Origin of the sequence: Janthinobacterium woesei (genome assembly GCF_051380875.1) — a bacterium.
In the GTDB taxonomy this organism is placed as follows: domain Bacteria; phylum Pseudomonadota; class Gammaproteobacteria; order Burkholderiales; family Burkholderiaceae_D; genus Janthinobacterium.
The window spans coordinates 130,217-151,601 of record NZ_JBNYXW010000014.1; the positions used below are offsets into that span (position 1 = coordinate 130,217).

At 60.8% G+C, this 21,385-nt stretch carries 26 protein-coding genes; 13 read left to right on the top strand and 13 right to left on the bottom strand.

Annotation, left to right across the window (positions count from 1 at the left end; translation table 11 throughout):
* Window positions 1–59: 59 nt before the first annotated feature.
* The 3 genes from ACQ4W6_RS17565 to ACQ4W6_RS17575 are packed head-to-tail and all read left to right on the top strand — an operon-like array spanning window position 60 to window position 3,132.
* On the top strand, window positions 60–977 hold the full coding sequence (locus tag ACQ4W6_RS17565) for an alpha/beta fold hydrolase (RefSeq protein ID WP_436568457.1): 918 nt from the start codon (window positions 60–62) through the stop codon (window positions 975–977).
* 44 nt (window positions 978–1,021) lie between these two features.
* The gene (gene ldcA / locus ACQ4W6_RS17570) at window positions 1,022–1,939 is read left to right on the top strand and encodes a muramoyltetrapeptide carboxypeptidase (RefSeq protein WP_436568458.1); all 918 of its coding nucleotides are present in this window, start codon (window positions 1,022–1,024) and stop codon (window positions 1,937–1,939) included.
* A 5-nt stretch (window positions 1,940–1,944) separates the two neighbouring features.
* Window positions 1,945–3,132, top strand: a complete 1,188-nt coding sequence (locus ACQ4W6_RS17575; RefSeq protein WP_436568459.1) for a DUF418 domain-containing protein — start codon at window positions 1,945–1,947, stop codon at window positions 3,130–3,132.
* A gap of 15 nt (window positions 3,133–3,147) precedes the next feature.
* Here ACQ4W6_RS17575 and ACQ4W6_RS17580 read toward each other — a convergent pair whose 3' ends face one another.
* Window positions 3,148–3,861: an SOS response-associated peptidase gene (locus tag ACQ4W6_RS17580; protein WP_436568460.1), complete on the bottom strand. Its 714-nt coding sequence runs from the start codon at window positions 3,859–3,861 to the stop codon at window positions 3,148–3,150.
* Window positions 3,862–4,004: 143 nt separating this feature from the next.
* Here ACQ4W6_RS17580 and ACQ4W6_RS17585 point away from each other — a divergent pair, with 143 nt between their 5' ends.
* Window positions 4,005–4,238, top strand: a complete 234-nt coding sequence (locus ACQ4W6_RS17585; protein ID WP_436568461.1) for a hypothetical protein — start codon at window positions 4,005–4,007, stop codon at window positions 4,236–4,238.
* On the opposite strand, the gene ACQ4W6_RS17590 is transcribed toward ACQ4W6_RS17585, so the two are convergent.
* From ACQ4W6_RS17590 to ACQ4W6_RS17610, 5 genes are all read right to left on the bottom strand, one after another.
* Window positions 4,235–4,480, bottom strand: coding sequence for a hypothetical protein (locus tag ACQ4W6_RS17590; RefSeq protein ID WP_436568462.1), 246 nt, complete (start codon window positions 4,478–4,480; stop codon window positions 4,235–4,237). The two genes, ACQ4W6_RS17585 and ACQ4W6_RS17590, sit on opposite strands and share 4 nt — an antisense overlap.
* A gap of 104 nt (window positions 4,481–4,584) precedes the next feature.
* Window positions 4,585–4,890, bottom strand: a complete 306-nt coding sequence (locus ACQ4W6_RS17595; RefSeq protein ID WP_436568463.1) for a hypothetical protein — start codon at window positions 4,888–4,890, stop codon at window positions 4,585–4,587.
* Window positions 4,891–5,078: 188 nt separating this feature from the next.
* Window positions 5,079–5,285 (bottom strand): hypothetical protein, encoded by a 207-nt coding sequence (locus ACQ4W6_RS17600; protein ID WP_436568464.1) that lies wholly within the window; start codon window positions 5,283–5,285, stop codon window positions 5,079–5,081.
* A gap of 154 nt (window positions 5,286–5,439) precedes the next feature.
* Window positions 5,440–6,012 (bottom strand): manganese efflux pump MntP, encoded by a 573-nt coding sequence (gene mntP, locus ACQ4W6_RS17605; RefSeq protein WP_436568465.1) that lies wholly within the window; start codon window positions 6,010–6,012, stop codon window positions 5,440–5,442.
* Between the two features lie 56 nt (window positions 6,013–6,068).
* Entirely contained in the window at window positions 6,069–6,923 is an 855-nt protein-coding gene (locus ACQ4W6_RS17610) for an undecaprenyl-diphosphate phosphatase (RefSeq protein ID WP_436568466.1), read from the bottom strand.
* 576 nt (window positions 6,924–7,499) lie between these two features.
* Here ACQ4W6_RS17610 and ACQ4W6_RS17615 point away from each other — a divergent pair.
* The 3 genes from ACQ4W6_RS17615 (at window position 7,500) to ACQ4W6_RS17625 (ending at window position 9,943) form a co-directional block, all read left to right on the top strand.
* Window positions 7,500–8,576 carry a sensor histidine kinase gene (locus ACQ4W6_RS17615; RefSeq protein WP_436568467.1) on the top strand — a complete coding sequence of 359 codons (1,077 nt, stop codon included), beginning with the start codon at window positions 7,500–7,502 and terminating at the stop codon, window positions 8,574–8,576.
* An 81-nt stretch (window positions 8,577–8,657) separates the two neighbouring features.
* On the top strand, window positions 8,658–8,915 hold the full coding sequence (locus ACQ4W6_RS17620; protein ID WP_436568468.1) for a DUF1488 family protein: 258 nt from the start codon (window positions 8,658–8,660) through the stop codon (window positions 8,913–8,915).
* A 332-nt stretch (window positions 8,916–9,247) separates the two neighbouring features.
* The gene (locus tag ACQ4W6_RS17625; RefSeq protein WP_436568469.1) at window positions 9,248–9,943 is read left to right on the top strand and encodes a DUF3334 family protein; all 696 of its coding nucleotides are present in this window, start codon (window positions 9,248–9,250) and stop codon (window positions 9,941–9,943) included.
* A gap of 184 nt (window positions 9,944–10,127) precedes the next feature.
* Here the strand turns inward: ACQ4W6_RS17625 and ACQ4W6_RS17630 are convergent, their stop codons facing one another.
* A complete protein-coding gene (locus ACQ4W6_RS17630; RefSeq protein WP_436568470.1) occupies window positions 10,128–10,670 on the bottom strand; it encodes a DUF2939 domain-containing protein in 543 nt (180 codons plus the stop codon).
* Between the two features lie 247 nt (window positions 10,671–10,917).
* Here ACQ4W6_RS17630 and ACQ4W6_RS17635 point away from each other — a divergent pair, with 247 nt between their 5' ends.
* The 5 genes from ACQ4W6_RS17635 to ACQ4W6_RS17655 all read left to right on the top strand — a co-directional run bounded on the left by ACQ4W6_RS17635 (window position 10,918) and on the right by ACQ4W6_RS17655 (window position 16,614).
* Window positions 10,918–12,516, top strand: coding sequence for an ABC-F family ATPase (locus ACQ4W6_RS17635; RefSeq protein ID WP_436568471.1), 1,599 nt, complete (start codon window positions 10,918–10,920; stop codon window positions 12,514–12,516).
* Window positions 12,517–12,645: 129 nt separating this feature from the next.
* Entirely contained in the window at window positions 12,646–13,779 is a 1,134-nt protein-coding gene (gene nadA / locus ACQ4W6_RS17640) for a quinolinate synthase NadA (protein WP_436568472.1), read from the top strand.
* Window positions 13,776–14,642 (top strand): carboxylating nicotinate-nucleotide diphosphorylase, encoded by an 867-nt coding sequence (gene nadC, locus ACQ4W6_RS17645; protein ID WP_436568473.1) that lies wholly within the window; start codon window positions 13,776–13,778, stop codon window positions 14,640–14,642. The genes nadA and nadC overlap by 4 nt, the downstream gene beginning before the upstream one ends.
* A 20-nt stretch (window positions 14,643–14,662) precedes the next feature.
* Window positions 14,663–15,406 (top strand): substrate-binding periplasmic protein, encoded by a 744-nt coding sequence (locus tag ACQ4W6_RS17650; protein WP_436568474.1) that lies wholly within the window; start codon window positions 14,663–14,665, stop codon window positions 15,404–15,406.
* 116 nt (window positions 15,407–15,522) lie between these two features.
* Window positions 15,523–16,614 carry a TIGR03118 family protein gene (locus tag ACQ4W6_RS17655; RefSeq protein WP_436568475.1) on the top strand — a complete coding sequence of 364 codons (1,092 nt, stop codon included), beginning with the start codon at window positions 15,523–15,525 and terminating at the stop codon, window positions 16,612–16,614.
* 63 nt (window positions 16,615–16,677) lie between these two features.
* On the opposite strand, the gene ypfJ is transcribed toward ACQ4W6_RS17655, so the two are convergent.
* Window positions 16,678–17,568 carry a KPN_02809 family neutral zinc metallopeptidase gene (gene ypfJ / locus ACQ4W6_RS17660; protein ID WP_436568476.1) on the bottom strand — a complete coding sequence of 297 codons (891 nt, stop codon included), beginning with the start codon at window positions 17,566–17,568 and terminating at the stop codon, window positions 16,678–16,680.
* 147 nt (window positions 17,569–17,715) lie between these two features.
* Between ypfJ and ACQ4W6_RS17665 the strand changes: the two genes are divergently transcribed.
* Entirely contained in the window at window positions 17,716–18,099 is a 384-nt protein-coding gene (locus tag ACQ4W6_RS17665) for a nuclear transport factor 2 family protein (protein WP_436568477.1), read from the top strand.
* An 84-nt stretch (window positions 18,100–18,183) separates the two neighbouring features.
* Here the strand turns inward: ACQ4W6_RS17665 and ACQ4W6_RS17670 are convergent, their stop codons facing one another.
* From ACQ4W6_RS17670 to msrB, 5 genes are all read right to left on the bottom strand, one after another.
* On the bottom strand, window positions 18,184–18,960 hold the full coding sequence (locus ACQ4W6_RS17670) for a peptidylprolyl isomerase (protein WP_436568478.1): 777 nt from the start codon (window positions 18,958–18,960) through the stop codon (window positions 18,184–18,186).
* Between the two features lie 115 nt (window positions 18,961–19,075).
* Window positions 19,076–19,855, bottom strand: coding sequence for a peptidylprolyl isomerase (locus ACQ4W6_RS17675; RefSeq protein ID WP_436568479.1), 780 nt, complete (start codon window positions 19,853–19,855; stop codon window positions 19,076–19,078).
* Window positions 19,856–19,966: 111 nt separating this feature from the next.
* Window positions 19,967–20,266, bottom strand: a complete 300-nt coding sequence (locus ACQ4W6_RS17680) for a BolA family protein (RefSeq protein ID WP_436568480.1) — start codon at window positions 20,264–20,266, stop codon at window positions 19,967–19,969.
* On the bottom strand, window positions 20,263–20,892 hold the full coding sequence (locus tag ACQ4W6_RS17685) for a septation protein A (protein WP_436568481.1): 630 nt from the start codon (window positions 20,890–20,892) through the stop codon (window positions 20,263–20,265). Before ACQ4W6_RS17685 ends, ACQ4W6_RS17680 begins: the two co-directional genes overlap by 4 nt.
* An 84-nt stretch (window positions 20,893–20,976) precedes the next feature.
* A complete protein-coding gene (gene msrB, locus ACQ4W6_RS17690) occupies window positions 20,977–21,378 on the bottom strand; it encodes a peptide-methionine (R)-S-oxide reductase MsrB (RefSeq protein ID WP_436568482.1) in 402 nt (133 codons plus the stop codon).
* Window positions 21,379–21,385 lie beyond the last annotated feature (7 nt).

Here is a 21,385-nt window from a genome sequence, read left to right on the forward strand (position 1 = left end):
GCTGACTTCAAGGCCGCAGCGATCGTGCCTGCGTGCTGGTTCCTGGAAAAGAGGCAATCATGGCAACCATCATGGCGAACGGCCTCAACATAGCTTATGAATGCCACGGCGACCCCGATGATCCGTGCGTGCTGCTGGTCATGGGCCTGGGCATGCAATTGATAGCCTGGCCCGCCGACTTTGTCGAAGGGATCGTCGAGCAAGGCTTTCGCGTCTTGCGTTTCGACAACCGCGACAGCGGCCTGTCGAGCAAGATGGCGCTGGCAGGCAAGCCGTATTTGCCGCTGGCCTATGTGAAAAACCTGCTCGGCTGGCCCCTGAAAACCTCCTACACCATCGATGACATGGCCGCTGACGCGCTGGGCCTGCTGACGGCCTTGCGCATCGCCCAGGCGCACGTGATCGGCGTGTCGATGGGCGGCATGATTGCGCAAGTGATGGCGGCGCGCGCGCCGCAGCAGGTGCTCAGCCTGACCTCCATCATGTCGAGCAGCGGCCGGCGCGGCTTGCCCGGCCCGACGCGGGCGGCGCGCAATGCCTTGCTGCAACGTCCGAAACGCAATGCCAGCCGCGCCGAACTGATGGCGCACATGGCCGCTACCGTGCGCGTCATTGGCAGCCCCGCCTATCCCGTCTCGGAAAAACTGCTGTACCAGCGCATCGAAGCGGCGCTGGAGCGGGGCAGTTGCCCGGAAGGCGTGGCGCGGCAGATGGTCGCCATCGCCGCCTCGGGCGAACGCACGGCGCTGCTGCCTAGCATCATGTGCCCCGCGCTGGTGATCCATGGCGCGGCCGACCCCTTGATTCCTGTCGCTTGCGGCATCGATACGGCGGCGCTGATCCCGGGCGCCCAGCTGGAAGTGATCGAAGGCATGGGGCACGACATGCCGCCCCAGCTGATCGAGCGCCTGCTCGCCTTGATCGATGTGCATCTGCAAGGTAAGATGGCGCCCCAGATGCGCTCCCAGCCAGCCTAGGCGCGCCCACCCTTACTTCCCCTTTACTGACGTGCGGGCATATTTTGAAGACACCAGAGATTGGCATCGCCATCGTTGCGCCGGGCGGTAACGCGCCCGACGAAGCGGCGCTGGCGCGCGGCATCGCCCGCTTGCAGGCGCAAGGCGCCACCGTCCACAATTACTACGACCCCGAGCACACATTCCAGCGCTTCGGCGGCACGGATGCTGGCCGCTTGGCGCAGCTCAACGCGGCAGCTGCCGACCCGGCCGTGCAAGTGGTCATCGCCTTGCGCGGCAGCTACGGCATCAGCCGCATCCTGCCCGATATCGACTTTACCGCCATGGCCGACAGCGGCAAGCTGTTTGTCGGCTATAGCGACTTCACGGCCTTCCACATGGGCCTGATGGCAAAGACAGGCCGCGCCAGTTTCGCCGGCCCCATGATGTGCGATGATTTCATTCGCGACGAGCCAGAACAATTTACGCTCGATCAAATGTGGTCGTGCCTGGCGGGCCCAACGCACACGGTAACCGGCGTGGCCGAGGGCAATCCGCAGGTCGAGCTGGCGGGGGCATTGTGGGGCGGCAACCTGGCCATGCTGGTGCATTTGCTGGGCACGCCGTATTTTCCTGACATCGATGGCGGCATTTTGTTCCTGGAAGACGTCAACGAGCATCCGTACCGGGTCGAGCGCATGCTATTGCAACTGCTGCACGCGGGCGTGGTCCAACGCCAGCAAGCGGTGGTGCTGGGCGATTTTTCCGGCTATAAATTGAGTCCCATGGACAAGGGCTACGATTTCGATGCCATGCTGGCCTATGTGCGCCAGCGCTTGCCCGTGCCCGTGCTGACGGGGCTCGAATTTGGCCATATCCGCCGCCGCGTCACCTTGCCGTTTGGCGGCCAGGGGCAGCTGCGCTCGGATGCGTCCGGCTTTACCCTGCAGGTGGGCGACTACCCCACCTTGGCGCAGCCCTGAACGCCGTGTCCGCCAAACCCGGCAGATTGCTGCAGCTCGACGTGCTGCGCGGCATCGCCGTGTTTGGTATCTTGCTGGTGAATATCTGGGGCTTTGCCTGGGGCACCATCTCCTTGCGCTACGGCACCTTGCCGGCGCAGCCGCCCGCGCTGGACCAGCTCGCCATTTTCCTTGTGGCGGCGCTGGCGCAGTTCAAGTTCTATCCCATCTTTGCCTTTTTGTTTGGCGCCGGTTTTGCCCTGCAGACGCGCTCGCTCAAGCGCCAGCTTGGCAGCTGGGAGCTGGCGCAGGCGGCGTACCGGCGCCGCCTGCGCTGGCTGCTCGTGTTCGGCCTGCTGCACGGCTTTCTCATCTGGAGCGGCGACGTGCTGACCTCGTACGCGATCAGCGGCATGCTGATCCTGCCGCTGGCGTCTGCCCGCCTGAGCCGCGTGCGCAACCGCGCCTGGCTGGTGGCGGGCGGCTTTTTGCTGTTCCTGTGCCTGCTGATTCCCGTGGGCCAGCAGGGCGGGGCGCCCGACATCGCGCGCGATCTGCAGAGTTTTGCCGCCCGTTACGCCATCTATACGCAAGGCAGTGCGTGGGCGGTGGCGGCGCTGCGCGCCAACGACTTCCTGCTCTCCCTGCTGTACGCCATCGTCATGCTGCCGCACATCATCGTGCTATTCCTGCTGGGCATACTTTGCGTGCGCTTCGGCTGGTTGACGCAGCCGCAACGCCACCAGCGCCTGTGGCGCTGGGTCTGCGCCGTGGGACTGGGCGTGGGACTGCCATTGAACCTGCTGGCAGCATGGGCCATCACCTGGCAAGTCGTTGATCCGTATCAAAAAGTGCTCGATGCAGCATTGTTCGAGGTGGGCCTGTTTGCCGGCGGCCCCTTGCTGGCGGCCGGCTATGTGGCGGCGCTGATGCTGGCCGGACCGTTCATGCTGCGCTGGCTTGGCGCCTGGCTGGCGCCCGTGGGACGCATGGCGCTGAGCAATTATCTGCTGCAATCGCTGATCGGTACCTGGCTGCTGCAGGGGCAGGGCTTGGGCTGGGGCGCAAAGCTGCGTCCCGCCGAGATGCTGGGACTGGCCGTGTTGATCATGGCGGGGCAAGTCATGCTCAGCCGCTATTGGCTGCTGCTCTTTCGCCAGGGGCCGATGGAATCGCTGTGGCGCCGCCTGGCGCGCCTGCCTTCATCCTCTTGATCGTCCTGGCTCTCTTTACCAGTCGAACGATGCCTGGCTGGGCGCTGCGGCTGGCGGTTTTGCTTTCGCCTTGGGCACCAGCGGATTGTCGACCGCGTGCCAGGCGAACAGTTGCGTATCGAGCATGCAAGTGCGCGCCAGGTGCAGCGCCGCCTCGGGCGTCAACGCGGGATCGAGCCAGCGGTGGGCATCTTCCTGGCTGACGGCGACGGGGCGGCGGTCGTGGATATCGACCATGCCCCCCAGGCTGTCGGCCGTCACCAGCACGAAACCCGCTTCTTCGCGGTTGAGCTTGTACGGCCCGAACTGGGCCAGCGCCAGCAAAAACAGGGGCGCGCAATCCTTGCGGTGGATATGCCACGGTTGTTTCGCGCCTTTTTCAACCGTCCATTCATACCAGCCATCGACGCAGATGATGCCGCGCCCCGCGCGCAGCAAGGGTTTCCAGTAGGCGCCGGCAAGTTTTTCCAGGCGGGCATTGATGGCGATGGGAATTTTTTTCTTGCCCGAGGCGGGTGACGGGGGCATGGCAGCGGCCCAAGCGGGGCGGTAGCCCCAGAATACGTCGTCGACCCTGCGCACGCCATCCTGGACATGCAGCACGGGCCGGTAAGTGCCGGGTGCAACATTCAGGTGCGGCTCGGCCTCGCTGTCGAACACCGCGTCAGTCCAGCCGAAAGACGACGCCATCACGCGCGCCGTGTCATTTTGATCGAATCGTCCACACATGGCGAAATCATACCCGATCGGTCTGCCGGGCGAGGGGTGGCGCGCGCCTTGTCTGAGTGTGGTCAAACGTACAGACCGCGTGTGGTGCACGGCGTACACTGTCAGTCAGTCAGATCCCTGACGCTTTTTGCATCGGAGGAAACATGTCCTTGGAAAACCCCACCATCCATAAAGGTTTTACCATCAGCGCCACGGCTTGCCAGCGCCGCGATGGCCGCTGGGTAGGCTCCTTTGTCAGCCAGAACCAGGCTTGCGGCGCGTATGCCGACACCTGCGACTACGACGATTGCAGCAATGAAACAGAAGCGCAGCAAGTGGCACTGTCGGTCGGCTGGCGCCTGGCCGATGGAGGCACCGGCACGCTGAAACAGCGTTAGCGCTTGCGCCGCAAGGCCAGCAGCAGGCCGGCCAGCGGAAAGAGCAGGGCGGCACCCAGGCGTACGGAGGTCAGCGAGGCGATCTCCACGCCTAGCACACGTGGCAAGGTCAGCAGTAACAGCGGTGTGGGCACGGCAATGGCAAAGAAAAACAGATACCACGAGTAGCCATTCTTCTTGGCCAGCAAGGCAATCAGCGCGCAACCGACCAGGAAGACCAGCGGCAAATTCACATGTTCCATTCGTTCATAGGTTTCGTCAGGAAAGCGCGTGATTATACGCGTGCCCCTGTAGTGCCCCTGTATACGAGTGCCCCTGGCGGACAGGCTGGCGCGCCGCTGTGGTTCTAATTGCCAACCATATCAGGCGGCTGCGGCGCCTGCTTGCCGGCGATGGGGACGTCGGCCAGCAGCAGCGCCTTGATGGCGCCGTTATAGATGAGTTCCTGGGCGTATGCCGAGGCCTCGATCAGGGCCGCATGCACGGACTTGAAACTGCTGGCCGTCTCGATCAGCACGGGCTCGGCATACACCTGCTGCGTGTCGCCGCGCTTGCTCACTAGAATCATGCCCCGGTAGCGCCCATCCTTCTCCAGCGCCCCCGTCACATGAAATTCATAACCCCTGATCTGCTGTTTTTGTTGCTGATCCATGTTTGCCGCCTCCAGACCCGATTGTCGCGGTACAGGACGATCGTTACGGTTGAAACAAAAGAATGTTTGATCTGCATCAATACCTAATTTCTCAATTACGCTCCAACGAGCGTCGCGACGGCTACTGCAAGCGTAGCGAGCGGCCCCGGCCGCAAAGCGCCCCGCGCAGTAGCTTGCGGCAGCCGTGATCACCCAGCGCGAATGGCGCGGAGCTGCTGGGCCGTTTCTTCGATCTCGCGATACGCCTCCTGGATATACCCATTGATCGGGTGCCCATCCATCCATTCGAAATAGGCGCGTTCATCGTGCTTGATGGCAAATGGGACGTGGTGGTCGCGGATCGATTCAGCCGTGTCGCGTACCAGCGAGGCAAAAAGCAGCTCCAGAGTTTCCATGATGGGCACCTAGCGAGACATGAATGCGGAGCGTTTAATGTAGCATAAAGCGTTAGCACAAAGCGCGCGTCCATCCACGCCGCTCGGCGTACCGTGCGCGTCTGCCTGGCAGGCTCCCCTGCGGCTATCATGATGGCAGGCACGCTCCTGCGCCTTAGCCCGCCGGGTGGCCGATATGCTCGTATAAAATCACGCAGCCGATGATGATCAGCACCAGGCCGCCCACCAGTTCGGCGCGCCGGCCCGCCACCGCACCGAGCACGCGGCCCAGCATCACGCCCAGGGTCACCATGACGAAGGTGGAAAAGCCGATGGCGGCGGCCGTGACGACGATATTGGCGCCCAGCAAGGCCAGGCCCGCGCCCACCACCATGGCGTCGATGCTGGTGGCCAGGCCCGTTGCGGCCAGCACCCAGAACGAGTGCGACTGCGCCGGCGCTTCTTCTTCGTCGGCATCGGAAAGGGCATTACGTATCATCAACAGGCCGATGATGCCCAGCAGGCTGAAGGCGATCCAGTGGTCCCACGCTTCCACGTAGGGCGCGGCCACGCTGCCCAGCGCCCAGCCGATGATGGGCGTGGTGGCTTCGATGACGCCGAAGATCAAGCCCGTGCGCAGCGCTTCGCGCCATTTTGGTTTGTGCAGGGCGGCGCCCTTGCCCACGGCTGCCGCGAAGGCGTCGGTGGACATGGCAAGCGAGAGGGCGGCGGTGGCGGCGAAATTCATCGTTGGCTTTCAGTGGAGCTTGGCTGGGATGGCAGGACACTACAAACCCGGCGATTTTACCCCAGCCACAGCACGACCAAGGAGGCAAGCAGGCAATAGGCGCCAAAGAAATGCCAGCGCCCCTGCTCCAGCCAGCGCGACAGCCAGCGCAGGGCCAGCAAGCCAGCCAGGAACGACAGCAGCATGCCAAGCAGGCTGGGGCCGATCAAGTGCAGCAGGCTGTTGCCGTGCTGTAAGTGGTCCAGGCTGCCGTTGGCGACGGCCTGGTAAAAGCGCCAGCCTTCCTTGACCAGCACGGCTGGCGTGAGCACCACGGCCAAGGCAAAACTGAACTCTTCGGCGCGGCGCTGCGGCACGCCCATGGCGATGCCCGCCGAAATGGTGGCGCCGGAGCGGGAAAAGCCGCGGAATGGCAGGCACAGGCCTTGTACTGCGCCTATCACCATCGCCTTGCCGAGGGACAAGGTGCCGCCTTCGCGCACTTTCAGGCGCGACGATGCGATGATCAGCACGCCAGCGGCAGCCAGCGCGCCCGCCATCAGTTTCGCGTTGCCGAACAGGTGCTCGATTTCAAAGCCGGGCGCATCCTTGCTCATGATGTGGGTAATGCCTTTCAGCAAGCCGAAGCCGACGATGCCCGTCAAGGCCGTCGCGGCAACGAGCAGCAATACATTGCTGCGAAAGGCGGCGGCTGAACTGAAATAGGTGGCGCGCCAGGATTTCCAGAAGTACACGATCACGGCGAACATTGTGCCTGTGTGCAACATCACCAGCAGCATGGTCAGCTCGGGGGACGTCGGGTCCAGGCCCATCAGTTTTTCCGCCATGATGACGTGGGCGGAGCTGGAGACGGGCAGCAGCTCGGCGAAACCCTGGACGATGGAGAGGATGAGTAGTTGTAGAAAGTTCATTGATGTGGGCTCAGGTGTGGCAAAAAGGCTGCCGAAACAGGGTTGCCGATTTTACTAGCCAGTTTCCCTGCCGAGTCCCACACACGATTACAGTTTGTCCATGTTTTATTAATTCGCCGGCGCCTGCGGCTTGACCACGGCGCGGAAAGCCTTCAAGGCGGCCGGATGGTCAATCGTGCCATGGCTTTCGTCCGGCATCTTTTCTATATGCCATTGCAAGCCTGGCGCAGCGCCTTGGCTTCCTGCTTGTTCGGGATATGCGGACGCGTGGCCAGCCAAAATTCAATGTCAGGCGCCAGAAAATGCTCTAAAGCAATTCCAGCGGAGCGCATTGTCTATGGTTAAAGTAATACCGTTGCGCACTTTAGGCGGCATCCCTGCTGTCACAGCACGCGTGTGCATGTTTGCGCATATTGTATGTGCGGTAACAGACAGCACTTTGCAGGAAATTTCGCTAGGCTGCGCTGGTTGCTACCCATAAAAGATCGCAGGTAAAACGTCATGATGCATATATTCCTATCGGAAAATCGCGCTGAGCTTGAGCGCCGGTGCCGTGAAAAAGTCGCCAAGAGGCCCTTGCGTTTGCCGACCGAGTCTCAGTTGCAGCAAGGCATCCCCATCTTCCTGGACCAGTTGATACGCACCCTGAAGGCGGAAGAGGCGGGCCAGATGGTGAAAAGCCTGGCTATTTCCGGCCCCGCCGATGGCAGTACACTGGCCACATCGGAACTGGCCGACAGCGCTACCTTGCATGGTGGACAGTTGCTGGCGCTGGGCTATTCCGTCAGCCAGGTGGTGCACGACTATGGCGACTTGTGCCAGGCCGTCAGCGATCTTGCCCTGGTCCTGGACGTACCGTTCGCCGTGGAAGAATTCAGAACCCTGAACCGCTGCCTCGACAATGGCATTGCCGAAGCCGTCTCCGAATTTACCCAGCAGCGCGATGTGCTGATCGCCAACGAACAGGCACGCGAACTCAGTGTGCGCATCGGTTTCCTCGCCCATGAGTTGCGCAATCACCTGGGTACGGCCGGACTCGCCGTCGCTGCGCTCAAGCAGGGCGGTATGGGCATGTCGGGCGCGACGGGTGCCGTGCTCGATCGTAGCCTCGTCAGTTTGCGTACCCTGATCGACCGTTCATTGGCCGAAGTGCGGGTGGAGGCGGGCTTGACATTGCAGCGCTCTGTTTTTTTTGTGAGTAATTTCATCGCTGATTTGGGCTATTCGGCAAGCCTGGAAGCGGCGCTGTTGCGCTGCATCCTGGTCGTGGAAGATGTCGCGCCCTTGTTGCAGCTCAATGCCGACAAGGATTTGCTGCTGTCTGCCGTGGGCAACCTGCTGCAAAATGCCTTCAAGTTTGGCGCGCCGAATGGCTCGGTGGTGCTGCGCGCGTATGCCAGTGGCGAGCGGATCAGGATCGAAGTGGAGGACGACGGTAGCGGCCTGTCACCGCAGGCCGCAGGTGAAATGTTTCTGCCCTTCACCCAAGGCGGCGCCAACAAGACGGGGCTGGGATTGGGCCTGTCGATCGCCAAGCGCAGCGTTGAAGCGAATGGCGGGGCATTAAGCGTGGAAAGCGCACCTGGCCATGGCTGCGTCTTCATCATCGACTTGCCGCGCCATGCTGGCTCTTCGGCAACATCCGCTGCATGAACGTTCACCAGGCGCCTGGGCTTGCGGCTCCCACGTGGCGGCCCGGGCAATTGCGCAGCGTACGCAGCGAGGAGCCCTGCCATGCCCTATGACATCATCACGGACAGTGTCGGGCTCGACCAGGCCGAAGGTGCCATTACCTTCCATTTGAGCGCCTTCGGGAAGGAAAAGACGTGCCGCATCACCGTGACTGCACTGCATCACCTGAACCAAGGGCAGGACGGCGACTTGCTGGCCATTTTTGACGCCCACCGCCTGCGCATCGGGCAACGCGCATTCGCTTACCTGAGCCGGGATAGCTTGATCAGCGGCGTTGTCTTGCGCGCGCTTGATTTTTAGTCACTTTTTCCTGCGGCGAGGCCGCTGTCCTGGCCAGGTATGGCATTTCCGCACAGATCATCAAGTAAATGCAGGTATGGCTGGACGGAAATGTGACATCTGGGTATTCTGCGCATCTGATACTTATTTCTCTACAGAAAAAAGTAAGAATGTGGAGCAATAACCGCGGAGCAATAACGCGGCCAACGCCAGCGGCAACGAAGCTGGCGCGGCCAGGCACGATTAGGCAGGCAAAGATGAAGTCGTCCGGCTGCTGAGCGAAACCGTCGTGTTGCGGCTCGCGGCGGACAGGGAAACTGTGCTGTCATCTTAAAAAGCAAGAGAGGTTGTTCATGAATCCAGAAAAGGCAGTTGTGTACGGTACAGAAGATTTGTTGATGAGTTTGTGCAACTCGGTGGTTCGGGTGCTCAACGTGGCAACGCAAAGCAAGGTCAATTACTCCGGCATGGTGCAGCGCATCACCAAGACCGGCTTGAAACCGGACATCGGCTGCTTCGTGATGTTCGACGGCGGCTTCACGGGCCTGGTGGTGCTCAATTTCGCCGCCGATACGGCGATGGAAATCTACGAGCGCTACATGTTGCACATGGGCATGCCGAAGTCGGAGCTGGCCAGCTTCTACACCTCGGACGAAGTGTCGAACATCATGGGCGAACTGATGAACCAGATCGTCGGCGACTTCACCGGCAAGGTCCGGCGCGAGCTGCAAACCAATATCACGCAAAACCAGCCGAAGATGCTGGTGCTGAACAAACAAGTGATGCTCAGCGTCGATACGCCGCTGGACCGCCCGGAAATGCGCCGCGTGACGTTCTACACGGAAAAGAACAATATTTTCTACCTGGAACTGGCCATCGACCGCACCGAATTCATCAAGCTGCACGACTTCGATTCGAAGGAATACGACGCCGACGCCCTGATGGCGACCGAGCACGCCAACCAGGCCAGCCAGGCCGCCGCCGCAGCAGCACCTGCCGCGCCGGACGACGACGACAATTCCGACCTGCTCAAGTCGCTGGGCATGTAAGCCGGACCTCTGCCAGCGGTGCCCGCGCCATGCCGCTACCGCTGCGGGCAGCCCTGCAGCGTCTTGCGCATGAAAATCTGGATCGACCCCTCACCAGGCCTTTCACGTAGAGGACGGTCCGAAGCAAGGGTGTGACTCGGCAGCGTGATGGCACCGCGCCTGGCGAAACGCCACACCGGTCGTCTTATCTTCCCGCCACCGCCGGTGCAATCTCGATACCACTCAGTTTCCAGCCCCACACGCCGTGGCGCTGCAGCACCAGTGCGCCTTCCTTGCCGCCGCCGTCCTTGGCGCGTACGACGAATTTGTTCAGGCCGGCGTAACCTGCCGCATAGCCGGTTTTTTTCTGTGCGCCGTCGGCTGGCGCGCCCGCGTCCGCTGCCGGTTGCGGGCTGATGGCGCTCTTGTTGATCAGCGCGACGACGCCGGCGGGCGAGACCATGGCGTCGACCATTTTGCCCAGCATGGCGCTGGCGATCGACTGGCCCAGCGCGGCGATGGGGTTGTCGCTGCCGGTGGCTGCCTGGATGCTGTTGGCCATTGCCGCTTCCAGCTGGCTCTTGACGTTGCTGCGCAGGGCCGGGAAGTCCACGTGCGTGGCCAGGGCATCGGCATTGCGTTCGGCCAGGGCGGTCTTGATCTGGTGCAAGGCGTAGTAGGGCGATGCATAGGCGCTGGCGGCGATGGCAATGGCGGCCACAGAGGCAGCGGCGGTGATTTTTTTCAAGTGATGCCTGTAAAGTGATTAAAGTGACAAGACGGATGAACGGAGCCAGCGCAGCGTCTCTGTTCAATGGAAAGGCTGCAATCATATTTGCTTGCCATTTTTCTTGCCATTATATTGCTTCCTGTATTTTTCCTCAGTTGCTCCAGATGTCTTTCCCCCGCCACTATAGAGTGGATGATGGTGGGTGCTGTATAATGGGAGAAAAGTACCTAACTACCTGTTTTCACTGGATAAAGACCTAATACTAATGCTTTCTACAGCTAACATTACGATGCAGTTTGGCGCCAAGCCATTGTTTGAGAATATCTCCGTCAAGTTCGGCGACGGCAACCGCTATGGTTTGATCGGCGCGAACGGCTGCGGCAAGTCGACGTTCATGAAGATCCTGGGCGGCGACCTGGACTCGTCGGGCGGCAATGTCATGCTCGATACCAACGAGCGCCTGGGCAAACTGCGCCAGGACCAGTTTGCCTTTGAAGACATGCGCGTCCTCGACGTGGTCATGATGGGCCACACGGAAATGTGGGCTGCCATCCAGCAGCGCGACGCGATCTACGCGAACCCGGAAGCGACCGACGACGACTACATGCAGGCGGCCGAACTGGAAGGCAAAGTTTCCGAATACGACGGCTACACGGCCGAATCGCGCGCCGGCGAACTGCTGCTGGGCGCCGGTGTCGCCATTGAGCTGCATCAAGGCCCGATGAGCAATGTCTCGCCAGGCTGGAAGCTGCGCGTGCTGCTGGCGCAGGCGCTGTTCTCGAATCCGGACATCCTGCTGCTCGACGAACCGACGAATAACCTCGATATCAACACGATTCGCTGGCTGGAAGACGTGCTCAATGAGCGCAACTCCACCATGATCATCATTTCCCATGATCGCCACTTCCTGAACCAGGTGTGCACCCACGTGGCCGACATGGACTACGGCACGCTGAAGATTTATCCGGGCAACTACGACGAATACATGTTCGCCTCGACCCAGGCGCGCAACCAGCAACTGGCCAATAACGCCAAGGCAAAAGATAAAGTGGCCGAGCTGCAGGAATTCGTGCGCCGCTTTGCCGCGAACAAGTCCAAGGCCCGCCAGGCGACGTCGCGCGCCAAGCAGATCGAAAAGATCAAGGTCGATGACATCAAGCCATCGTCGCGCGCCTATCCGTTCGTGCGCTTTGATGGCGAGAAGAAGTTGCACCGCCTGGCCGTGGAAGTGGACAATATCTCGAAAGGTTTCGACCGCCAGCTGTTCAAGAATTTCTCCATCATGGTCGAAGCGGGCGAGCGTATCGCCATCATCGGTGCCAATGGCGCCGGCAAGACCACCATGCTGCGCTGCATCGCTGGTGATATTACCGGTTTGCAAGTCGACCAGGGCCGCGTGAAATGGGCGGAAAACGCCAACGTGGGCTACATGCCGCAAGACCCGACGGAAGATTTCGCCAAAGACACGAACCTGACCGACTGGATCGGCCAGTGGACGAAAGAGGGCGACGACGACCAGGCCGTGCGTTCCATCCTGGGCCGCTTGCTGTTTGGCGGCGATGATGTGAAAAAGGCCGTCAAGGTGCTGTCCGGTGGTGAAAAGGGCCGCATGATGTACGGCAAGCTGATGCTGGGCCGCCACAACGTGCTGATGCTCGATGAGCCGACCAACCACATGGACATGGAATCGATCGAATCGTTGAACATTGCGCTGGAGAAATACGCCGGCACCTTGATCTTCGTCTCGCATGACCGCGAGTTCGTTTCCTCGCTGGCCAACCGCATCATCGAGATCAAGGAAAATGAAGTGGTCGATTACCGTGGCAATTATGAGGATTACCTCAAGAGCCAGGGTATCGATTAAAGTCAGGCGTTTGGAAAATGGGTGGTGCCATTGGCACCACTGAAACCGAAGCGCCGCGGTCATTTCGTTCCGGCGCAACTTGCTTCTATGCGATAGTGCCGGTCTATCCCGTTTTTGTTTGACACAGCCATGCAAACTTTAGCAATCAAATCCGTCGAGTATGAACATCCACAAGACGGAGCCAGCTGCACTGCCCACGCCTGGGCACGCACGCCAGCGACGCCTTCCCCGGCCGAAAAAGCCGAACTGATCACGCGCATCAAGCGCCTGCTGATCGAGCGCGAAGCCGTGCTCGTCGCCCACTACTACGTTGATGCCGACCTGCAAGACCTGGCCGAAGCCACGGGCGGCTGCGTCTCCGATTCCCTGGAAATGGCCCGCTTCGGGCGCGACCATCCGGCCAAGACCCTGGTCGTGGCCGGCGTGCGTTTCATGGGCGAGACGGCAAAAATCCTCAGTCCTGAAAAAACCGTGCTGATGCCCGACCTCGACGCGACCTGTTCGCTCGACCTCGGTTGCCCGGTCGATGAATTCACGGCCTTCTGCGACGCCCATCCGGACCGCACCGTGGTGGTGTACGCCAATACCAGCGCGGCCGTCAAGGCACGCGCCGACTGGATGGTGACCTCGTCCATCGGCCTCGATATCGTCGCCCACCTGCATGCGCAGGGCAAGAAAATCCTGTGGGCGCCAGATAAACACCTGGGTTCGTATATCCAGAAGGAAACGGGCGCCGACATGCTGCTGTGGCAGGGCAGCTGCCTGGTGCACGACGAATTCAAGGGCATCGAACTCGATTTGCTCAAGGCAGAGTATCCGCAAGCGAAGGTGCTGGTGCACCCGGAGTCGCCCGCCAACGTGGTGGCGCTGGCCGACATGGTCGGTTCGACTTCGCAAATGATTGCGGCAGCGCAAAGCATGGACACGGATACTTTCATCGTCGCCACCGACAACGGCATCCTGCACAAGATGCGCGCGGCCGCACCGGGCAAGCGTTTCATCGAAGCGCCCACGGCTGGCAACAGCGCCACCTGCAAGAGCTGCGCGCATTGCCCGTGGATGGCCATGAACGGCTTGCTGAACCTGGCAGAGACGTTGGAAAACATGCATAACGAAATTCACGTCGATCCCGCCGTCGGCCAGCTGGCCGTACGCTCGATCAAGCGCATGCTCGATTTTGCCGCCGCCAGGAAGGCGGGCCTGCAGCCGGGTGCAGATCTGGCAAAAGAAACTACATTGTTCCAAGGAATCGGTCCAGCATGAGTACCCTCGTTAATTCTTTCGCTCCTTTCGATGCGGCCCTGGCGCGTGCCTTTGAAGCCAATTTGCTCGCCGCCTTGATGGAAGACGTGGGCCAGTGCGACCTGACGGGCGAACTGGTGCCGCCAGACGACATCGTCACGGCGCGCGTCATCGTGCGCGAAGCGGCCGTGCTGTGCGGCGCGCCGTGGTTCGAAGGCATCATGAAAAGCCTGGACCGCAGCATCGACATTGCATGGCATTACGCCGAAGGCGACATGATGACGGCCGACAGCGTCGTCTGCACCATTCAAGCACCGGCGCGCGCCTTGCTCACGGCCGAGCGCAGCGCCCTCAATTTCCTGCAACTGCTGTCTGCCGTGGCCACGGCCACGCGCCGCTACGTGGACGTGATCGCCGGCACCAAGGCTTCCATCCTGGATACGCGCAAAACCTTACCTGGGCTACGCCTGGCACAGAAATACGCGGTGCGCGTGGGCGGCGGCAAGAACCAGCGCCTGGCCCTGTACGACGGCATATTGATCAAGGAAAACCACATCGCTGCGGCGGGCGGCATCAGCCAGGCCCTGGAAAATGCGCGCAACCTGGACGCGGGCGTGCCCGTGCAAGTCGAGGTGGAAAACCTGGCGCAACTGCAGGAAGCGCTGGAGGCGGGCGCCATGTCGGTGCTGCTGGATAACTTCAGCACCGACATGATGCGCGGCGCCGTGGCCCTGACGGCCGGCCGCGCCTTGCTCGAAGCGTCGGGCGGCATCAACTTCGATACCGTGCGCACTATCGCCGAGACGGGCGTGGACCGCATCTCGATCGGTAGCCTGACCAAGGATGTGCGGGCCACCGATTATTCCTTGCGCATCGTCGGCTGATGAACAGGGCAGGGCGGCGCATGCTGGCCACGGCACTGCTGTGGCCGGTGCTGGCCCTGCCCCTGCAGGCGCAAGCGCGGGAGTTGCTCGCCGTGGGCGCGCAGTTCGAGCGCGTGTTCGAATACCAAGACAGTGGCGAGTATGGCGGCTTGGGTGCAGAACTGCTGCGCCTGATGGCTGCGCGCACGGGCAATACCGTGCGTTTTCGCATGGTGCCGTGGGCCCGTGCGCAAGCGATGCTGGTGCAGGGGCAGGCCGATATCCTGATCGGCCCCTACAAGACGCCGGAGCGCATCGCCAGCATGGCGTTTTCCGACAAGCCGTTCTACCAGGACCAGATCGTCTTTTATACGCGCCAGGATGCCAGTTTCAGCTGGGATGGCGATTACACGGTGCTGAAGAACCGCCGCGTGGTGTTGCTCAATGGCTGGGCCTACGGTGCGCAATGGGAGAGTGCGCGCGCCGGCATGCAGGTCAGCGTGGCCAATAATGTGGAAAATGGGCTGAAGATGCTGGTGCACAACCATGTCGACGTGTTCGTCAGCAACCGCCGCAATACCGACCCCGTCATCGCCCGTCTCGGCTATGGCCGCCAAGTCAAGCCGCTGCCCAAGGTCATCGAAGTGCAGAATGGCTACTTCGCCTTTCCCCGTTCGCCCGCCTTCGACACGCTGCGCCTGCAGTTTGACCAGGAACTCACTACCCTGATCGAGACGGGCGAGCTGAAAAAGCTGGGCAAGCGCTTCGACGTCAGCGTGCCCTGAGCTCCAGGTGATTGTTATTGTCGTTGCACTTGATGCACCTCAAACATCGGACGTGGCTTGCTTATACCCTGAGAACAGGCAGCGCAATGCTGCCCACCATGCCGAAGGGGAACGCCATGAAACCGAACAACGTCAGCCAGATTGTGTGCGCCGGCCTCGCCGCCGCGCTGGCCGCAGCGCTGTTTGCCTGCGGCGGCGGCCATCACCATGATCAGGGCCAGCCGCCGTCCACCGTGAGCGCCTATGCCGCGACCAGCCTGGTGTCCGATGTGGCCCAGGTGCCGGCCGCGCATACCGATCCCAAGCTGCTCAATGCCTGGGGCCTGGCCTTCAATCCGCGCGGCTTCGTCTGGGTGGCGGCCAATGGCACGGCGAAATCCACGCTATACGATGGCAACGGCGTGCCGCAAGCGCTGGTGGTCGACACGCCTGCGGGGCCGACCGGCATCGTTTTTAACGGCACGCAGGATTTCAAGCTCAGCCAGAATGGCGTGACGGCGGCTAGCCCCTTCATCTTCGCCAGCGAAAGTGGCAGCATTTCCGCCTGGTCGCCCTCGGTCAGCCCGACCACCGCCTTGCCGGTGTTCGATGGCAGCGCCGGCGGCAGCGTCTACAAGGGCCTGGCGATAGGCAGCTACGCGGGTGCCAACTACCTGTATGCGGCCGATTTCCACAATCAGCGTGTCGACGTCTTCGATGCCAGCTTCGCCAGGGTGGCCTTGCCCGGTGCATTCAACGATCCCGGCTTGCCGGCCGGCTATGCGCCGTTCGGCATCCAGGCAATTGGCGAACGCATCTATGTCGCCTATGCCAAACGGGCTGCCAGCGGCGAGGATGAACAGGCGGGAGCCGGACTGGGCATCGTCAATGTGTATGACGGCGGCGGCACCCTGATCAAGCGGCTGGTGAGCGGCGGGGCCCTGAATGCGCCATGGGGCATGGCGCTGGCGCCGGCCGATTTTGGCAGTGCCAGCAATATGCTTCTGGTTGGCAACTTTGGCGATGGCAAGATCAATGCCTACGATCCGACCACCGGCGCCGCTGTTGGCACGCTGGCACAGGCTGACGGTGCGCCGCTGGTGATCGATGGCTTGTGGGGCATCGGCTTCGGCAATGGGCTCAACAGCCAGCCGGTCAATACGCTGTTCTATGCGGCCGGGCCGAACGCCGAGACGCATGGCCTGTATGGGCGCATCGACTTGAAGTAAGGCGTCTTTCCACGTCCATGCTGCCCGTGCTGCCAGCCAGGCGGCACGGGCGCAGGCGCCGCGCTACAGCTGGCGCGCCTCGAAGGTGTTGCACTGGGCAATCTGGCCGCTCTCAATGCCCTTGCTGAACCAGCGCACGCGCTGTTCCGAAGTGCCGTGGGTAAACGAATCGGGCACCACATGGCCTTGCGCCTGTCGTTGCAGCGCGTCGTCGCCGATGGCCGTGGCCGCTTTCAGCGCCGCTTCCACGTCGCCTTGTTCGAGGATTTTGCGATCCTGGTTCGCGTGAAAGGCCCATACGCCGGCAAAGCAGTCGGCTTGCAACTCCAGGCGCACGGACATGGCGTTGGCTTGCCGCTCCGATTGCGTGCGGCGCGCCTTGTCCACCTTTTCGGACAGGCCCATCAGGTTTTGCACGTGGTGGCCCACTTCATGCGCGATCACGTAAGCTTCGGCAAACTCACCCGAGACCTTGAAGCGCTGCTGCATCAGCTTGAAGAAATCGAGGTCCAGATAGACTTTCTGGTCGCCGGGGCAATAGAAGGGGCCGCTGGCGCTCTGGCCCGTGCCGCAAGCCGTCGGAATGCTGCCCGAGTACAGCGCCAGCTTGGGTTTCACGTAGGTGCCGCCTTCGGCCTTGAACAGGGCGCTCCAGGTGTCTTCCGTATCGGCCAGCACGGTCCTCACGAAACGCGCCATCTCGTCCGATTCGGGCGGTTGGCGCGCGGGCGCCTGGCTTTGCTGGGTGCTGATTTGCCCGCCGCCTCCGCTGAGCAGATTGAGCAAGGTCAAGGGGCTGACGCCAAAGATGTAGGAGCCGACCAGGGCGATGACGATGGTACCGATGCCGATCGAGCGCCCGCCGAACCCAAAGCCGCCCCCGCCGCCGCCACCGCCGCCTTCGCCACGGTGGTCTTCCACATTGTCGCTTTCGCGATTGCCGTCCCATTTCATGATATTTGCTCCTGCAGCGTTGATTGGTGATGTCGATAGACGCATCTTGTCATGTATCTTGCCATTATCGCAGCAAACTGCGCCGCGACAAGAGTGACAGTGTTACCCTTTGCAACTTCTCAGCTACTTCTCAGCAACTTTCAATCAATGACCACAACAGCTACTAGCATGGCGTTTGCCGACGATACACCCATTTCCCCCACTGCGGTGGTCCAGGCCCAGCTGGATGCCTACAATGCCCACGACGTGGCCGCCTTGCTAGCCATCTACGCCGATGACGCGCAGCAATTCCAGCATCCGGACACCTTGCTGGCCACGGGCGGCGCGCAGATCGGCCCTCGTTTCGCAGCCCGTTTCGCCGCCAGCTTGCCGCAGGCGCGCCTGCTCAACCGCATCGCCTGCGGCAAGCTGGTGATCGACCATGAGATCGTCACCAGCGTGACGCCTGCAGGCAGCAGCACGCAAGAGCTGGTGGCGACATATGAGGTTGAGCACGGCCGCATCGCGCGTGCCTGGTTCAGTTTTGCCTGAGGCGGCGGGCGTGGTGACCGCCTAGCCGGCCGCGACAGGCGTAAAAAAAGCGCTCCGTGGAGCGCTTCTTGCTACAAATCCCAATTACTGGACTTTTGCTTTTTTCATCAATTCGTCGCGGTAGGCGGCGAGTTTCTTCTGTTGCAGCGATTCAGCCACTTGACCCTTGACTTCTTCCAGCGACGGCAATTTCGTTGGGCGGGTTTCTTCCAGCTTGATCACGTGGAAGCCGAATTGCGACTGCACTGGCGTTTGCGTGACCTGGCCTGGTTTCAGGGCGACCATGGCGTCGGCGAATGGCTTCACGTACGACGCTGGGCTGGCCCAGTCGAGGTCGCCGCCATTGGCTGCGGAACCGTCTTTCGATACTTTCGCCAGCTCTTCGAACTTGGCGCCGCCTTTCAGCTTGGCGATGATGTCTTTCGCTTCGGCTTCGGTGGCTACCAGGATGTGGCGTGCATGGTATTCCTTGTCGCCGGCTTGTGCCTTGAACTTGTCGTACTCAGCCTTGATTTCAGCATCCTTCACAGGATTTTTCTTGACGTAGTCGGCCAGCAGGGCATTGATGATGATGCTTTGACGGGCATTGTCGATCTGCGACTTGACTTCCGCGCGCGTGCCGTAGCCTTGCTTGTCGGCTTCCTGGATCAGCACTTCGCGGCCGATCAGGTCTTTCTTGATGGCTTCGCGCAGTTGCGGCGAATCGGCTTGCTTGCCCTGGGCGACGACTTGCTTGACGACCTGGTCGACACGCGACGAGGGGATGGCCTTGCCATTGACGGTGGCCACGTTTTGCGCGAACGCAGGGATTGCTACAACGGCGACCAAGGCTAAGATCAGACGGGCTGGCTTCAAAATCATGTTCATTCCTAATAGATATACAAAAGTTCGATACAAAAGATCGCGCGTGTGGACAAGCGCATTCAGGGGCAGAATACACGACCGGCGCCGAAAAGGGCGCCGGGCAGGTCAGTTCTTATTGAACTTTCGCTTTTTTGATCATTTCTTCCTGATACGCTTGCAGTTTCTTTTGCTGCAGCGCTTCAGCGATCTGTGGCTTGACTTCTTCCAGGGTCGGCAGTTTTGCCGCGCGGGTGTCGTCCAGCTTGATCACGTGGAAACCGTTAGGCGTTTGCACCGGGGTTTCCGTGATCTGGCCTTTTTGCAGTTTCACGAAGGCGTCGGAGAACACTGGCGGGAAGGACGATGGGGCTGCCCAGTCCAGGTCGCCGCCATTGTCGGCCGAACCGGCATCTTTCGATTGCTTGGCCAGGTCTTCAAACTTGGCGCCGCCTTTCAGCTTGGCGATAATGTCTTTCGCTTCGGCTTCGGTGGCTACCAGGATGTGGCGTACATGGTATTCCTTGTCGCCCGACTGTGCCACGAACTTGTCGTATTCAGCCTTGATTTCAGCGTCGGTGACGGGGGTCTTTTTCAGGTAGTCGCCGACCAGGGCGTTGATGACGATAGCCTGGCGTGCGTTCTCGATTTGCTGCTTGACGGCTGCATCTTTACCGAAACCTTTGTTTTCCGCTTCTTGCATCAGCACTTCACGGCCGATCAAGTCCTTCTTGATCATTTCGCGCAATTGCGGCGAATCCGGTTGCTGGCCTTGGGCGACGACTTGCTTGACGACTGCATCAACGCGCGACGATGGGATAGGCTTGCCATTAACAACGGCAACATTTTGCGCAAAAACAGGTACCGCGACAACGGCGAGTAGTGCAATCAGCAAGCGGGCTGGCTTAAAAGTCATTATTAAATCCTGTTAGGGAAAGTTTCGTAAAAAACGCATGGAAAGAAAACGCGGCCATGGCGCTGCCGTGCAGCGTACCCAAGTCATTCGTGTACGCCAAAAGCGCCATCCTTAAGCTACCTCGGACGGCGCCAATGCAACAATCGCCAATGCATGTATCTCATTATGCATCATATCGTGCACGGAATCATACACCAGTCGATGGCGCATGACGAGCCTGAGCCCTTCAAATTGACTAGAAATAATGCGTAGATTGTAATGGCCTCCACCCGAGGCGGCGCCCGCGTGTCCCCGGTGGCGTGCCGAGTCGTCTTCCAACACGCATTCCACTGGGGAAAGTGCAGTTTCCAGGCGCGAACGAATGCGCTCCATGCGCGTTTCCGGAGCAGCCGTATTGTCGGTATTCATCATGCGTCTTCCTTGATATGTTTGGACAGGAACAGGGTTTGCGCGACGATGAAGGCAAAGAAGATGCCCGTCGCGCCAAATGCCTTGAAGCTGACCCAGGCAGCCATGTCGCCCTTGTACAGTACGAAGGCAACGAACAGGTTCAGTGCGCCGATGGCGCCAAAGAAGATGATCCACGCTGCCAGCAACTGATTCCATACGGCATCAGGCAATTGCACTTGCGCTTCCATGGTCTTGCGGATCAGGTTTTTCTTGAAGCCTACATAGGCGATCAAGAGGGCCAGGCCGGACAGCCAGTAGATCAGGGTCGGCTTCCATTTCAGGAAGAAATCGTCATGTAGGTAGATGCTGGCGCCGCCAAACACGACAAAGATGAACAGCGACAGCCACAGCATGCCGTCTACCTTGCGCCCGCGCAGCAGCAGATAGCTGACCTGGCAGGCGGTGGCGACGATGCCGACCGCAGTGGCGAGTATCCATGGCGCCTGGTCGGCCTTGATCAGGCCGCCCGAGACAAAGCCGGACAGGTATTGCTGCACGAACTCGTGTGTGGCTGCTTCATACATGCCGCCCAGCTTGAAGGCGGCAAAGAAGGCGATCAGGGGGAATAGGTCGAATAGAAATTTCATGGCGAGACTTTACACTGGTCTTATTAAAATCATCTTAGGAATGGCTTAGGAGTAACTACGGCGCGGCGCAGCCATTTCCCGGCATCACGGCTGCGGATCGAAGCGCAAGGAGGCCGAATTGATGCAATAGCGTAATCCGGTCGGCGGCGGGCCGTCCGGGAAGACGTGGCCCAGGTGGGCGTCGCAGACGGCGCAGACGATTTCCGTGCGCACCATGGCGTGGCTGCGGTCGACGATCTCCGTCACGTTGGCTGGATCGAGGGCCTGGAAATAGCTGGGCCAGCCGCAGCCCGAATCGAACTTCGTATCCGAGGCGAATAATGGCGTGTTGCAGCAGACGCAGGTGTAGATGCCGTGTTCATGGTGGTCCCAGAACTTGCCCGTGAAGGCCCGCTCCGTGGCAGCGTGGCGCGTGACGTCGTATTGGATCGAGTCGAGCATGGCGCGCCATTCGGCGTCGGTTTTTTTGACTTTACTGGTGGTCATAATGGCT

What these genes read in the sequence shown, in the direction of transcription:
- ACQ4W6_RS17565 (WP_436568457.1), top strand. Translation starts at nt 60, where the DNA reads ATGGCAACCATCATGGCGAACGGCCTCAACATAGCTTATGAATGCCAC.
- ACQ4W6_RS17580 (WP_436568460.1), bottom strand. Translation starts at nt 3,861, where the DNA reads ATGTGTGGACGATTCGATCAAAATGACACGGCGCGCGTGATGGCGTCG.
- ACQ4W6_RS17585 (WP_436568461.1), top strand. Translation starts at nt 4,005, where the DNA reads ATGTCCTTGGAAAACCCCACCATCCATAAAGGTTTTACCATCAGCGCC.
- ACQ4W6_RS17590 (WP_436568462.1), bottom strand. Translation starts at nt 4,480, where the DNA reads ATGGAACATGTGAATTTGCCGCTGGTCTTCCTGGTCGGTTGCGCGCTG.
- ACQ4W6_RS17595 (WP_436568463.1), bottom strand. Translation starts at nt 4,890, where the DNA reads ATGGATCAGCAACAAAAACAGCAGATCAGGGGTTATGAATTTCATGTG.
- ACQ4W6_RS17600 (WP_436568464.1), bottom strand. Translation starts at nt 5,285, where the DNA reads ATGGAAACTCTGGAGCTGCTTTTTGCCTCGCTGGTACGCGACACGGCT.
- mntP (WP_436568465.1), bottom strand. Translation starts at nt 6,012, where the DNA reads ATGAATTTCGCCGCCACCGCCGCCCTCTCGCTTGCCATGTCCACCGAC.
- ACQ4W6_RS17610 (WP_436568466.1), bottom strand. Translation starts at nt 6,923, where the DNA reads ATGAACTTTCTACAACTACTCATCCTCTCCATCGTCCAGGGTTTCGCC.
- ACQ4W6_RS17620 (WP_436568468.1), top strand. Translation starts at nt 8,658, where the DNA reads ATGCCCTATGACATCATCACGGACAGTGTCGGGCTCGACCAGGCCGAA.
- ACQ4W6_RS17625 (WP_436568469.1), top strand. Translation starts at nt 9,248, where the DNA reads ATGAATCCAGAAAAGGCAGTTGTGTACGGTACAGAAGATTTGTTGATG.
- ACQ4W6_RS17635 (WP_436568471.1), top strand. Translation starts at nt 10,918, where the DNA reads ATGCTTTCTACAGCTAACATTACGATGCAGTTTGGCGCCAAGCCATTG.
- nadA (WP_436568472.1), top strand. Translation starts at nt 12,646, where the DNA reads ATGCAAACTTTAGCAATCAAATCCGTCGAGTATGAACATCCACAAGAC.
- nadC (WP_436568473.1), top strand. Translation starts at nt 13,776, where the DNA reads ATGAGTACCCTCGTTAATTCTTTCGCTCCTTTCGATGCGGCCCTGGCG.
- ACQ4W6_RS17650 (WP_436568474.1), top strand. Translation starts at nt 14,663, where the DNA reads ATGCTGGCCACGGCACTGCTGTGGCCGGTGCTGGCCCTGCCCCTGCAG.
- ACQ4W6_RS17655 (WP_436568475.1), top strand. Translation starts at nt 15,523, where the DNA reads ATGAAACCGAACAACGTCAGCCAGATTGTGTGCGCCGGCCTCGCCGCC.
- ypfJ (WP_436568476.1), bottom strand. Translation starts at nt 17,568, where the DNA reads ATGAAATGGGACGGCAATCGCGAAAGCGACAATGTGGAAGACCACCGT.
- ACQ4W6_RS17665 (WP_436568477.1), top strand. Translation starts at nt 17,716, where the DNA reads ATGACCACAACAGCTACTAGCATGGCGTTTGCCGACGATACACCCATT.
- ACQ4W6_RS17670 (WP_436568478.1), bottom strand. Translation starts at nt 18,960, where the DNA reads ATGATTTTGAAGCCAGCCCGTCTGATCTTAGCCTTGGTCGCCGTTGTA.
- ACQ4W6_RS17675 (WP_436568479.1), bottom strand. Translation starts at nt 19,855, where the DNA reads ATGACTTTTAAGCCAGCCCGCTTGCTGATTGCACTACTCGCCGTTGTC.
- ACQ4W6_RS17680 (WP_436568480.1), bottom strand. Translation starts at nt 20,266, where the DNA reads ATGATGAATACCGACAATACGGCTGCTCCGGAAACGCGCATGGAGCGC.
- ACQ4W6_RS17685 (WP_436568481.1), bottom strand. Translation starts at nt 20,892, where the DNA reads ATGAAATTTCTATTCGACCTATTCCCCCTGATCGCCTTCTTTGCCGCC.
- msrB (WP_436568482.1), bottom strand. Translation starts at nt 21,378, where the DNA reads ATGACCACCAGTAAAGTCAAAAAAACCGACGCCGAATGGCGCGCCATG.